Raw genomic sequence first — 13602 nt, 5'->3', positions numbered from 1 at the left:
TAGTTTTTTGCTGACACTTGATTTTTCATTTATGTTATTCATCATCAAACGATGTATCCAGCGATACCTCGGATAAATCATCCGTTTCACTCACCGCTAAGCGAGCAAAGTAAGATTTAGTTTCCTTGAATACGACCGGACTTAATAAAATCAAGGCGATAATATTAGGAAATGCCATCAAGCCGTTGAATATATCCGCAATTGTCCAAACGGCTGATACTGTTAAGTACGGGCCGATAAAGACTGCTAAAATATAAACGAAACGAAAAGCGGAAGAAAATTTGGTGTTTCCTCCTGTTAAGTAACTTAAACAGCGTTCTGAATAATAATTCCAGCCTAAGATCGTTGTAAAGGCGAAGAAAGCTAAACAGACCATCAACAGCAACGATGCGACCGTTTGAGAAATTGGCAAAGCTTCGGTAAAGGCATAAATCGTCACTGCCGATCCTTCTAAGCCGGTTTTCCAAGCGCCTGTTAAGATGATTGCCATTCCGGTCATATTACAAACGATCAATGTATCGATAAAAGTTCCGGTCATTGAAACAAGCCCTTGGCGTACAGGTTCTTTTGATTGTGCGGCAGCAGCAGCAATCGGTGCGCTCCCTAAGCCAGACTCGTTTGAAAAGATCCCCCGAGCGACCCCCTTTTGCATCGCAATCATCATCGCTCCCATCGCTCCACCGGAAACAGCTCGCATGCCAAAAGCGCTTTGAACAATTTCCACAATAACCGCCGGCAATTTGGTGATATTAATAATGATCATGAACAAACACAAACCAACATAGATAACGATCATCACCGGCACAATGATTTCAGAGACGCGCGCAATTCGTTGCACGCCGCCGATCAATACAATCGCGACTAAAACGGTAACGACGATACCAGAAATAATTACCGCCCAAGAATATTGATTACCAAACAATGTGACCGTATTTATTTTTTCTGGATCAAAAAATGTTTCTGCGGCTGAAGTGATTCCATTGATTTGAGCAATCGTCCCGATTCCGATCAATCCGGCAACCGCTCCGAAAAAGGCGAACATTTTTGCCAGCCATTTCCATTTCTGACCAAGCCCATTTTCAATGTAATAAAATGGTCCGCCCAAGGCTCTACCATGATCATCGAACGTCCGATATTTGACAGCCAATAATCCCTCAGCATATTTCGTTGCCATTCCTAATAATCCAGCAACTTCTAACCAAAATAAAGCTCCCGGTCCCCCTGCGACGATCGCAGTAGCGACTCCTACAATATTACCTGTACCAATCGTAGCTGACAAAGCTGTACACAGTGCTTGGAAACTTGTGACATCCCCTTGTCCGCCTTCTTCATTTTTTATCATATATTCTAGTGCTAGCGGCAAGCGGCGAATTTGGATCATGCGTGAACCAATCGTTAAAACAATACCGATTCCTAAAATTAAAACGATCATCGGGGCTCCCCAGATCAGAGAATTAATTTTCACTAAATAATTACCCATCAAAAACCTCCTATTTTTTTGCTATTTTATCATATAATTAGCAAAAAACGAATTATCTTTCAAAAAAAAAGTTTTTATTGACTTTTATTGCCACAAAAAAACACACGTGAGATCAAATTAGACCAATTCTCACATGTGTTTTTATAACAATTTAGAAATTAAAATTATCTGGATCTGCTCCAAGTCGTTCATTGATATTTAAATGATCGATTTGTTTCATTTCGTCCTCACTTAGTTCAAAATCAAAGACGTCGAAGTTTTCTTTGATCCGTTCCTCATGGACCGATTTAGGAATCACGATAATATCGCTTTGTAAATGCCAGCGGATAATTACTTGTGCCGCTGTTTTATTGTGTTTCTTGCCGATCTCTGTCAGTGTCGGATTTTGCAAGATCTTGCCTTGCCCCAACGGCGACCAGGCTTCGACTGCAATTCCTTCTTTAGCTAAGTACTCCCGTAAATTTTCTTGTGTCAGTGTTGGATGAAGTTCAATTTGATCTACCATTGGTTTGATTTTAGCGGTGGTCATCAGCTCTTCGATATGGTGTTGATGGAAATTGGAAACCCCGATTGCTTTGGCACGGCCGCTCGCATAAATCTCTTCCATTGCCCGCCAAGAATCATTGAATTTCCCTTCAACCGGCCAATGGATCAAGTATAGATCTACGTAATCCAAACCTAAGCGTTCTAAGCTGTCATTGAAGGCTTGATGAGCGGTCTCATATCCTTGATCATCATTCCATAGTTTAGTAGTAACAAATAAATCTTCTCGTTTGATTCCCGATTGAGCGATTCCTTTGCCTACACCTGTTTCATTTTTGTAAATCGCGGCGGTATCAATCAAATGATAGCCATTTTCGATTGCCCACTTGACAGAATTTGTGGCATCCGTTTCTTCTACGCGCCAAACACCTAAACCTAAGCGAGGCATTTCGAGCCCATTTGCTAATTTTTTTGTTTTATCCATCAAATTTCCTCCTTGTTCGTTGTGCTGCAATTTGTTCAATGCTACCTTAATTGTGAGAGACTTTGATTCAAGGGTCAACTGATTTGTTTACTTCTGACGATTATTCCGCATGATCGCGATTGATTGTTTCAAAGCGCTAAGCGTACCACCTTCGCTGTAGACTAAGACATTTGATTTGTATAATTGGGCAGAAAAAATAGTTAACAAGCCGGTGAAAAGTACGAGAATCCCTAATGAAATAAACGCGCTGGACATTGCGGCGGTACCCGAGGCTAAGCGGATCGGCATACTGTAAGAAGATAAAAATGGAATATATGATGTGACTTTGATGATCACATTTGTTGGATCCGAGCTTCCTAAAATCAAGCCCAACATATATCCAATCATCGAAAGATACATGACCGGCTGGATCGCTTTAGCTGTATCTTCAGGTTTGCTGACCAATGAGCCGCACAGAGCTGAAAGAACCGCATACAAGAAAATCCCCACTAGCATGAAGCCGACGATGATCAATATGTTGCTGCCAAATATACTTGTTAACGACACATTTTCAATCATTCCTTTCACCATCGGAAGATTTTTGAACTGACGATACCCTACGACCAGCGCAACGCCATAGATCAGTAACTGAGTCAGCGCGACGAGTAAGACGCCTAGTAATTTCCCATAATAATGAGTCTTCGCCTTCATACTTGAAAGTAAGACTTCCATGATCCGTGTTCCTTTTTCTGAAGCGATCTCTTGCGCAATGATTGACGAATAGCTGATGATGAAGACAAACATGATGATTGTCGTTAAGAAACTAAATACATATTGAGTATCTGAATTGCCGCCATCACTTTCCATCTTGCCGTTTTCAAAACTGACTTTTGCAGCTTCAAACTTTGCCGGTTCCATGACTTCTTGAACTTGAGCGGTCGTCAAATTCAGCTGACTGGCACGAAGAGTCGTTTGCATCGAGCTCAAAATTTGCTGCAGCGCCATTTCAGTAGAAGTCCCTAAAGAGGCTTTACTGTATAATTTTCCCGAAACTTGATGCTCATCCAGTTTTAAATCAAGATACGCATCGATTTTTTTATCCTCTAGTTGTTCCTGAGCTTTTTTATCACTTGCTACTACTTTGAACGTGTAGTCTTCATTTTCAGTTTTAGCTAGTTGTTCGGCTGCAGCGGGTTGATTGCTGACAATCCCGATTTGATTGATTTCATTCGCATCGCCGAAGAAATGTTGGGATAAATAGAAGATTCCCATAACAAAAAATGGTGCTAAGATCATGATAGCGAAAGCAGTCGATTTTACATTCTTTTTATAAACGTCCTTGACGATGATTCCTAGCTTATTCATTTACGACACCTGCTTTCCATTTGAAGATTTCTTCTAAAGTCGGTGGTTGCTGATTGAACATTGGAATATAGCCATTCTTGGTCACTTCAGCAAAGATCGCCTGCCCCGCAGCCGGATCTTCTAACGTGATATCAAAACTGCCGTCATCTTTTTGCAGAACGGTGCGGACACCAGCAAATGCCTGCAACGCTTCTTTCGTCACTGGTGCTTCCAAATATAATTTGCTGCGGCCGTAAGATTCTCGAATCTCATGGACCTTGCCGTTCAACACCGTTTCTCCATTTCGCAGCATGATCAAATGGTCACAGATTTTTTCGACATTATCCATATTGTGACTAGAAAAAATGACACAAGATCCTTTTTCTTTTAATTCAATGATGCCGTTTTTTAATAACTCCGCATTGACAGGATCCAAACCACTGAATGGTTCATCTAAAATAACCAACTTAGGCTCGTGGATCAACGTCGATATCAATTGGACTTTTTGCTGATTTCCTTTTGAAAGAGATTTTACTTTGTCCGTTTTCTTCCCTTTGACTTGAAATTTTTCCATCCACTCATCGATTTTCGGCAAAATTTCTTGTTTGCTCTTTCCTCGTAATGAAGCGAAAAACAATAATTGGTTTTCGATTGTGACTTTGGGATACAAGCCGCGTTCTTCCGGCAAATAGCCGATCAAATTATAATCTTTTTCCGACATTTCATGACCATTCCACTGAACACTTCCGGAATCTTTTGATAAAAAGTCCAGAACCAAACGAAAGGTTGTCGTCTTCCCTGCACCATTTTGACCGATCAATCCCAAAATTTTCCCGTCTTCAATTGTAAAGTTCAGATCATTCAACGCTTTATATGAGCCAAAACTTTTGCTTAAATGCTCTACTTGTAACATTTTCTCACTCCTTATAATTTCTTTCTAAAATAAAAATAACCAATCAAATAACTGCCTAAAAATACATAAAGCAGACCGCTGGCTATAGACATCAAATCTGCTGAAATGAAGCTGCCAATCATGGTCAAAAGTAATAACACGATCGCCATAACATAGCTGGTGATTTGCAACGCCTTGCTTGAGATTGCTAAATTACGTTCATCCGTTTTAGCGATTCGATGCTGTTTTAATTTTTCCGGATCATTCATCGTATGGCGATTTCTTACGATATAAATCAAAAATACAAAACTTAGTGTTAGGAAAAACCCTGATAAAAAACCGACTGCACGATCATTTATCGCTAATTCATACCAAGTCGTTCCAATCAATAAAATTCCTAAACATGCTAACATGAAAACTGTTGCGGCTGAATAGATCAGCGTTTGTTTTTGTAATTTTTTTCGATACTCGCGGTCAATTTTAGCTAACGCTTTCACAACTCTTCCTCCCCCTCATCAAAAATAAATACGTCTTCGATCGTTAAGTCGAAAAAGCGAGCGATTTTATGAGCTAAGAGCAAAGACGCGTTGTAGCGACCACTTTCCAGTGAAATAATCGTCTGTCTGGTGACTTCTAATTCCTGCGCTAAATCATTCTGGGTCAGCTTATGTTCTTTTCGAAGTATTTGAATTCGATTCTGCATGTGACCACCTCTTAATGTATAGTATCCTTTACATTATTTGACAAAAGTATAGCATCCCCTACTTTTTATGTAAAGGATGCTATACTTTATTTTTTCTGTAATTGATTATACGTATTTTCTGCCACTACTTTAGGCAAGCCAACTTTTTGCAGTTCCTCGATCGAAGCCGCTTGGATATTTTTCAATGATTTAAATTCTTTCAGCAACATTTTTCTACGTTTTGGACCTAAGCCGTCGATATTATCAAGTTTTGAGGCAAAACTATTTTTACTGCGCAGTTGGCGATGGAAGGTGATCGCAAAGCGATGGACCTCATCTTGAATACGCTGCAACAAGAAAAATTCTTGCGAGTTTCGTTCTAACGGCACAACACTTAATTCCGGACCAAAAAGTAGTTCACTGGTTTTATGTTTGTCATCTTTTGCCAGACCGGCGATTGGAATATCGATCCCCAGTTGATTGGCTAAAACATCTTTGGCCACATCGACTTGCCCTTTTCCCCCATCGATCACGATCAAATCAGGAAATGGCAATCCTTCTTTCAAAACCCGTGAATAACGTCGATAGATCACTTCCCGCATCGAAGCATAATCATCCGGTCCTTTGACTGTTTTGATTTTATATTTACGGTATTCTTTCTTTGCTGGTTTTCCATCAATGAAAACGACCATCGCAGAAACGGGATCCGTCCCCATGATATTCGAATTATCAAAGGCTTCGATTCGGATTGGTGCCGGAATATTCATTGCATCGCCTAATTTTTCTACCGCGCCGATCGTTCGCGCTTCACTGCGGCCGATCAAATCAAATTTTTCATTCAAGGCGACGTGGGCATTCTTTCCAGCTAATTTCACCAATTTTTTCTTTTCTCCCCGTTGTGGTTGCAACACTTTTGTGGCTAACAATGCTTCCACACTAGCTTTGTCGATATTATCCGGGATCAAGACTTCTTTAGGAATAAAGTGTTCATTTTCTTGATAGAACTGACCGATATAAGTCAAAAAATCTTCTTCCGCATCATTATAAAATGGGAACATCGACACATCTCGTTCAATCAATTTTCCTTGACGAACAAAAAAGACTTGGACACACATCCACCCTTTATCCGTTGCATAACCAAAAATGTCGCGATCGACTAAATCCGTAGTCGTCATTTTTTGCTTAGTCATGACTGTTTCGATTGCTTTGATCTGATCGCGGTATTCGGCAGCTTTTTCAAATTCCATATCCGCGGCGGCTTGATTCATTTTTTCGTTTAATTGTTCTTGGATCTCCGTATGGCCGCCAGTCAAAAATTGTTTGATTTCTTCTACCATGTCCTTATACACTTGCGGATCGACATGAAACGCATACGGACAAAGACATTGCCCCAGATGATAATAAAGGCAAGGTGTCTTTTGCGACGGTTTGCATTTGCGTAACGGAAATAAACGATCCAATAGTTTTTTCGTTTCGTTTGCGGCATTCACATCAGGATATGGACCAAAGTAATGGGCCTTATCTTTCAAGACCTTTCGTGTGATCATCAGGCGCGGATATTTTTCATTGGTGATTTTTAAAAAAGGATAGGTTTTGTCATCCTTCAACATGATATTGTACTTTGGATCATTTTTTTTGATCAAATTAATCTCAAGCAATAACGCCTCGATATTAGATTCTGTTACGATATATTCAAAATCCACGATTTCACTGACTAGCCGTTCAGTTTTTGTATTATGGCTGCCAGTAAAATAGGAGCGGACTCGATTTTTCAAAATTTTTGCTTTCCCTACATAAATGATCGTACCGTTTTTATCCTTCATCAAGTAACAGCCGGGTTGATCAGGCAAAAGCGCTAATTTATTTTTAATTCGTTCGTTCATAAGCTGTTTCCCTTCACCGCTCTCTTGTAATTGACCGCCGCTTTTCAAATTTTATTCCGTAAAACGGGCTGGCAAAGCTGAACTGACAAAAAAGCTGGACATAAAGTCCAGCTCAGTAATTCTTACATGTGAGCTTGGATAAGCTCTTTTAATTGATCTTTCGTGTGAACGCCGATCACTTTGTCAACGACTTGTCCGTCTTTTTTCAAAACAAGCGTTGGGATGCTCATGATCCCGAATGATGCAGGAGTTTCTGGATTTTCATCCACATCCATTTTTACGATTCTGAATTCATCTTCATCGTATTCCTCGGATAATTGTTCTAAGATCGGTGCTTGCATCCGACAAGGACCACACCATGTAGCCCAAAAGTCGATCAAAACAAGTCCGTTGTCTGTTTCTTCATTAAAAGTTTTATCAGTAACTACTTGTGACATTTGAATTCCTCCTATATTCGTTTGGATGCTTAATAAATAGGCATCTATTTTCTTGATAAAAATAGTATAGCACGCGTGCTTTTTCTGCGCTACTCTTCTGCTTACACTTGTAAACTATTTAAATGTTACCACGGTTGCACCGCTGCCGCCTTGATTTGCCGGAGCAAATTCAAAGTTTTTAACATTTCGATTATTTTTCAAATAATCCGTGATTCCTTTACGCAAAGCGCCAGTTCCTTTTCCATGGATGATCCGAACTTGAGCAAAATTGGCGAGCAGTGCTGCGTCGATATATTGATCGACTTCCGCAAGCGCTTCTTCATATCGCTTCCCGCGCAAATCTAATTCTGGCTTTACTCGAGCACTGGCGCCGCGTTGCACACCGGTGACCACACGCTGTTTCGGTTCTTCTATTGGTGTAGTCAGCGTCATATCATCTTCTGCAACAGTCATCTTCAAAATGCCTAGTTGAACTTGCCAGTCATTGTCGCCGACTTTTTGGATCAACGTCCCGCGTTGACCGTAAGTTTCTACGATGACTTCATCGTTTGGTTTAAATTGTTTTTTCGCTTTTGCTTTTTGTAAAACTTTATTTTTCTTTAATTGTTCGTCTTGTTTCAAATCAGCCAGCTGTGACTTTGCGTCGATCAAGTGATGTTCTTTCACATTCCCTTGACCTGTCAGCTGCATTTGACGAATCTCTTTGATGATTTTTTCAGCATTTTCTTCGGCTTCGTTGACAATCGCATTCGCCTTTTTACGTGCTTTATCCATTTCTTGCTCTCGTTCGTCGAAGAAATAAGAATACGCCGTTTTCAAATCACGGTACAACTTTTCTGATTCATCCACATAATGACGGATCTCCAAATATTCGGTCTCGGTTGCTTTTCGTTGATTTTCTAAATCCGCGATCATTTCATTGAGATCTTGGCTTTCCTCATCGATGATCTGTTTGGCGCTTTCGATGACTAACGGATCCAAACCAAGTCGGCGAGAAATTTCAAAGGCATTGCTTCGACCGGGAACACCAATCAAGAGCCGATACGTCGGACTCAATGTATCTACATCAAATTCCATACTGGCATTGATCGTATTAGAACGATTGTAGCCATAGATTTTCAATTCTGGATAATGGGTCGTCGCCATGACATAAGCAGATTTTGCTCCAACCGCATCTAAAATCGCGATCGCTAACGCCGCGCCTTCTTGCGGATCAGTTCCCGCACCAAGTTCATCGAATAACACTAAACTATGCGCGTCGATTTTATCTAAAATCGATACGATATTAGTCATATGAGAAGAAAAGGTCGATAAACTTTGTTCAATGGATTGTTCATCGCCAATGTCCGCAAAGATTTCTGTAAAAATTCCCATTTGACTTTCTTCAGCAACTGGCAAAGGAAAGCCTGCTTGTCCCATCAATTGCAGCAGTCCTAAAGTTTTCAAAGAAATTGTCTTACCACCAGTATTCGGTCCGGTGATCACTACGGCTTGAAAGTCTTGTCTGATCATCAGATCATTCGCTACCGCTTTTTCTTGATCTAATAATGGATGGCGGGCTTGTTTGAAAGTGACATGATTTGCTTGATCGATTTGAGGAACTACGGCTTTCAGTGTTTTAGCAAACCGTGCTTTAGCATTCATTAAATCAAACCGACCTAAGACATAGGCGTTATGCAAAATATCGTGACGAGGCGCTACTAATTCTCCAGACAACTCTGCTAAAATACGTTCGATCTCCGTACGCTCAGCGATCTGCTGCTGACGCAGACGATTGTTTAATTCTACAACTTGTTTAGGTTCCATAAACAATGTTTGTCCTGAAGCACTTTGATCGTGGACTACTCCGCCAAAAACTCCGCGGTATTCTTGTTTCACTGGGATCACGTAACGATCATTTCTCATGGTGATCAAGCTATCGCTTAAATATTTCGCATTTTTTCCACGAATCAATCCGTCCAGCTGTTCGCGGATTGTTTGTTCGCTGCGGCGAATCTGACTACGAATCGTTCGCAATTCTGGCGAAGCTTCATCCCGTACATGACCGTCTTCTTCCACCGAACGACGTAGTTTTCCGCTTAATTCAGGTAATGTCGTCAACTGTTCTTCCCAAAAATATAGCCGCAAAAATTCCAGCTCGCTGTCTTTTAAATCTTCAATGAAACGAACCAATTCGCTCGTTGTTGAAAGAACTCGCGAAACTTCTGCTAATTCTAAGCCATTCAGATTCGCACCAATTTCGATCCGTTTCATATGCGGTTTGATATTATTTAATTTAGGAATTGGAAGCCCACCGCGCAAACGTTGAACCTTCATCCCGTCTTCTGTTTCATCCAGCCACGCTTGAACTGTCGCTTCATCGCTAGAAGGTGCCAATTGACGCAGCTCTTCTTCTCCTTGTTCAGTCGTTAAAAACTGTTGAATCATTTTTGTAACTTGTTCAAATTCTAATGTTTTAAGGATACGTTCATTCATTTTTTCACCTTCTGTACATAAATAAACCGAAACCTGTCAAACAGCGTCCCGGCTTTTTACTTTATCCAATAATTTTTGTGACCCATAAATTGTCAAACTGCGAGCTTAGAAACAGCGAATGTTCAATGATAAAACGTGCAAACCAGCTTTCTTCTAACTGACCTTGGATCAGAGCCATCGGTACAAAACTGACCAGCTTCAAAATCAAAAAGATCGCCACGTAACAAATAATCAGCTGTAAGACACCCGCGATGATTCCATCATATTGAGGAACCGCCACTTTGAACAACAGATTTTTAAAAAAGATCGCAATCAAATGTGTCAAGAGCCAGCCGACAACTAAAATCATTACAAAAGCGACGCCGGCATAAAACGACTTATCTAAATTGAACGCTTGTTCAATAGAATAATAGACCATCTTCGACTCATTTGTAACCGATGGGTACGGTACGAATAAATCCAGATGTGCGCCTAGCCGCTGATAAAATATTCGTGCAACAATAAATGCTAGCAGATAGCCGATTGAAAATACTAGCTGATAGGCCACGCCTCGGCGATAACCAGTATAAAAAGATAGCAGTAATGCAAATAAAATTATCAATGTTAACATAATATCCCTCACTTATTTATTTGCCGCTCTTTTTTGAATCTCACGTTTTCGATTTTCATTAACGATCTGCTGCGCTTCTACGTGATTCCGGATTGGAACATTTTCTTTGCCATTTTTCCGCATGATTTCCTTCGCTTCGGCTTCAATGGCTTCGATTTTTTTTATCCGATTTTCTAATTCCAAATTATGAGCAGCCTGCCCATCAAGCGTATGTTGCTGCTTTTCTAATTTCATTAAGGCCTCTTGCTTTTTCAACTGGTCTGAGATCGCATTGATTGCCAGCAGCATTGCAGCTTTTTCCGGTGTAATCGCTGGTGACAACGATAGAATCTCTTCTAACTGTTCATTGACCAAAGCAGTCACCATGTCCATATGTTGCTTGGATTCCTGTCCAATGATAGTATAAGTCTGACCGGCAACGATTGCCTTATAGCGATTCTGCGCCATATCGATCAACCTTCCTAAAACAATTTTTTTAATAGTTTCGTAACAAAAACACTAATATATTATATGCTAAAATCTTTGATATGTACAACTTTCATCAATTAAAAGCGAATTAACTTAAAGAAAAGAGAAAAAACTATGAGCTCTGCTGTTTTAAAATTATCAAAAGCTGAAATTCAAAAACTCAAAACGTATTATTCCGATCACTTATTGAACAAAAAAGTTCCTTACAGTGAATTTTCCGCCAAGAAAAATGGTACAAGCATTACTGCCTACACTTCAGGCAAAGTCTTATTCCAAGGCAACAACGCTGATCAAGAAGCAGCTCGCTGGGGAAAAACAGCTGCTGCGCCTAAAAAAAGCAGCATGTTACCTGAAAATTTTGCATCACTCGCTGTGCTTGGCAGTGATGAAGTCGGCAACGGTAGCTATTTTGGTCCTTTATGTGTTTGTGCGGCTTATGCCGATAAGGAACATCTTGCCGCTTTGAAACAATTAGGTGTCAAAGACTCAAAAATGTTGACCGATGAGCAGATTCGTAAAATGGCGCTGACGATCAAAGAATTGATTCCTTATAAATTATTAGTCGTCAATCCTGAAAAATACAATGAGATCCAGCCTAAGTACAATGCTGTTCGGATGAAAGTCGCGCTCCACAACCAAGCAATCCGGCTGTTGCTGGAACAAATCAAACCGACGAAACCGGATGCGATCTTGATTGATCAATTTACTTCAGAAGCAAATTATTTAAAGTATGTCAAACAAGAACCGCAACGTGTCGAACAAAAGATCTATTTCGTCACTAAGGGCGAGCAATACCATCTTTCTGTTGCGGCGGCTTCGATCATCAGTCGCGCCAGTTTCCTTGAAGAATTGGATAAAGCCTCTTTAGAACTTGGAACCAAAGTCCCTTCTGGCGCTGGCAAACCTTCTGATGAACTTGCGGCAAAATTATTGCGGCAAGGGGGGCTAGATCTACTGCGCAAATACGTCAAATTGCATTTTGCTAATACTGAAAAAGCGCAAAAAATGATCTAGAAAAGCTTGCGGCAAACAATCTATTGATTGAACCGATCCCAAAAAGTTAGACCAAAAATCTAACTTTTTGGGGTCATTACATTTGCCGCGAGTTTTTTAAACTTCTTTTCCGGCTAAGAGCACTTGTCGAATGTTTCTTAAATCTTGGATATTTTTGGTCACGTCACCTTCTGCCACAACGATATCTGCTTGCAGACCGCTTTTCAATTCGCCAGTAACTTCCGACAATTCAAAGACACGAGCAGGATTTTGTGTCGCTGTTTGAATGGCTTCGATCGGAGTTAAGCCGTAACGAACCATCAATTCTAATTCTTCGACGATCGGTACACTTGGTGCTTCTAACATCACCATGTCTGTTCCCGCAAGAATCGTTACCCCTTCATCATAAATAGCTTTGAAATTTTCCGAATAAGCTTGTACAGAACTTTCAAAGAAATCTAAATGATGCGAATAGGTTTCAGTTGATTGATTGGAATGATCGATCCCGACTTCTTGAACTTTCTGATTGTATTCTGCCAGAAAATGATAGGCAAACATCGTCGGCGTCCATGACTGCTGATTTTTCACCATTTGTTTGGCTTGATCCACCGTTAAGAAATTTCCATGTTCAATCGTATCAAAACCAGCATCGATACACATTTGGATTCCCGGCTGTGTGCCTGAATGGACCACACATTTCATTCCTAATCGGTGGGCTTCTGCTACGCCTGCATCTAATTCTTCTTGAGTAAACTCACAAATATCATCACGGTTGGTCGTCAACAGCTTGATCCAATCCGCTCCGTCTCTTTTTTGACGCCGAATCGTGTGACGGATATTTTCTGCCCCATCGACTTCCTCGATACCATCCTCATGTCCATGTCCGCCGGTAATACAAATTCCGCGATCCGTATGCAAAATTCTTGGTGCTTTGACAAACCCTTTTTCCGCTGCTAAACGTAATGTTTCTAATAAAAATTGCGGGCCGCAACAATCCCGGATCGTTGTTACTCCCTTTTTTAGACAGGTTGCTGCTTGCTGCTGTGCATAATAAGCAATCATGAAATCATTGTAATGATGCAAGTCTGGTTGCGTCCAATAATAGCCTAGATGAATATGAGCATCCATCAAACCCGGTAAAATCGATGCTTCGCCATAGTCGCGAATCTGTGCTTGCGGAAATTCTTTCTCCAATTCTACCGCTTTGCCTACAGCTAAAATAGTATCTTCTGCATAAACCACTCCGCCATCTTCAATAACCGTTTTGCCATCACCTGTAATCACGTGGTGCGCCTTTAATAAAATCATTCTCTTATCCCCTCCCGTTGAACCGTTTTCATAACTTTGTTAAGTGTACCAAAAAAACCATCAAGATTGATAGCCCAATTTGAT

At 40.6% G+C, this 13602-nt stretch carries 13 protein-coding genes; 1 reads left to right on the top strand and 12 read right to left on the bottom strand.

Annotated features, from left to right (window positions below):
- Nucleotides 1-34: 34 nt before the first annotated feature.
- The 11 genes from FFM63_RS04530 to zapA all read right to left on the bottom strand — a co-directional run bounded on the left by FFM63_RS04530 (nucleotide 35) and on the right by zapA (nucleotide 11196).
- Nucleotides 35-1480 (bottom strand): alanine/glycine:cation symporter family protein, encoded by a 1446-nt coding sequence (locus tag FFM63_RS04530; protein ID WP_137609134.1) that lies wholly within the window; start codon nucleotides 1478-1480, stop codon nucleotides 35-37.
- A gap of 151 nt (nucleotides 1481-1631) precedes the next feature.
- Nucleotides 1632-2447 (bottom strand): aldo/keto reductase, encoded by an 816-nt coding sequence (locus tag FFM63_RS04525; RefSeq protein WP_137609133.1) that lies wholly within the window; start codon nucleotides 2445-2447, stop codon nucleotides 1632-1634.
- 87 nt (nucleotides 2448-2534) lie between these two features.
- Nucleotides 2535-3791 carry an ABC transporter permease gene (locus FFM63_RS04520; RefSeq protein ID WP_137609132.1) on the bottom strand — a complete coding sequence of 419 codons (1257 nt, stop codon included), beginning with the start codon at nucleotides 3789-3791 and terminating at the stop codon, nucleotides 2535-2537.
- Nucleotides 3784-4683 (bottom strand): ABC transporter ATP-binding protein, encoded by a 900-nt coding sequence (locus FFM63_RS04515; RefSeq protein ID WP_137609131.1) that lies wholly within the window; start codon nucleotides 4681-4683, stop codon nucleotides 3784-3786. The genes FFM63_RS04520 and FFM63_RS04515 overlap by 8 nt, the downstream gene beginning before the upstream one ends.
- A gap of 11 nt (nucleotides 4684-4694) precedes the next feature.
- On the bottom strand, nucleotides 4695-5159 hold the full coding sequence (locus tag FFM63_RS04510; protein WP_137609130.1) for a DUF6442 family protein: 465 nt from the start codon (nucleotides 5157-5159) through the stop codon (nucleotides 4695-4697).
- Nucleotides 5156-5365 (bottom strand): helix-turn-helix transcriptional regulator, encoded by a 210-nt coding sequence (locus tag FFM63_RS04505; protein ID WP_137609129.1) that lies wholly within the window; start codon nucleotides 5363-5365, stop codon nucleotides 5156-5158. Before FFM63_RS04505 ends, FFM63_RS04510 begins: the two co-directional genes overlap by 4 nt.
- An 86-nt stretch (nucleotides 5366-5451) precedes the next feature.
- Nucleotides 5452-7227, bottom strand: coding sequence for an excinuclease ABC subunit UvrC (gene uvrC / locus FFM63_RS04500; protein ID WP_137609128.1), 1776 nt, complete (start codon nucleotides 7225-7227; stop codon nucleotides 5452-5454).
- A gap of 122 nt (nucleotides 7228-7349) precedes the next feature.
- Complete coding sequence (gene trxA / locus FFM63_RS04495) at nucleotides 7350-7664, bottom strand: thioredoxin (RefSeq protein ID WP_137609127.1); 315 nt, start codon at nucleotides 7662-7664, stop codon at nucleotides 7350-7352.
- A 114-nt stretch (nucleotides 7665-7778) separates the two neighbouring features.
- Nucleotides 7779-10139 (bottom strand): endonuclease MutS2, encoded by a 2361-nt coding sequence (locus FFM63_RS04490; protein ID WP_137609126.1) that lies wholly within the window; start codon nucleotides 10137-10139, stop codon nucleotides 7779-7781.
- A gap of 61 nt (nucleotides 10140-10200) precedes the next feature.
- Entirely contained in the window at nucleotides 10201-10749 is a 549-nt protein-coding gene (locus tag FFM63_RS04485; RefSeq protein WP_137609125.1) for a CvpA family protein, read from the bottom strand.
- Nucleotides 10750-10761: 12 nt separating this feature from the next.
- Complete coding sequence (zapA, locus tag FFM63_RS04480) at nucleotides 10762-11196, bottom strand: cell division protein ZapA (protein ID WP_137609124.1); 435 nt, start codon at nucleotides 11194-11196, stop codon at nucleotides 10762-10764.
- 135 nt (nucleotides 11197-11331) lie between these two features.
- On the opposite strand from zapA, the gene rnhC reads away from it, so the two are divergent.
- Entirely contained in the window at nucleotides 11332-12231 is a 900-nt protein-coding gene (gene rnhC / locus FFM63_RS04475; protein ID WP_137609123.1) for a ribonuclease HIII, read from the top strand.
- Between the two features lie 96 nt (nucleotides 12232-12327).
- Here the strand turns inward: rnhC and FFM63_RS04470 are convergent, their stop codons facing one another.
- Complete coding sequence (locus FFM63_RS04470) at nucleotides 12328-13518, bottom strand: amidohydrolase family protein (protein WP_137609122.1); 1191 nt, start codon at nucleotides 13516-13518, stop codon at nucleotides 12328-12330.
- Nucleotides 13519-13602 lie beyond the last annotated feature (84 nt).

Source organism: Enterococcus pingfangensis, assembly GCF_005405205.1.
GTDB lineage: Bacteria > Bacillota > Bacilli > Lactobacillales > Enterococcaceae > Enterococcus_A > Enterococcus_A pingfangensis.
This window is presented reverse-complemented; position numbering and strand designations above follow the sequence as displayed.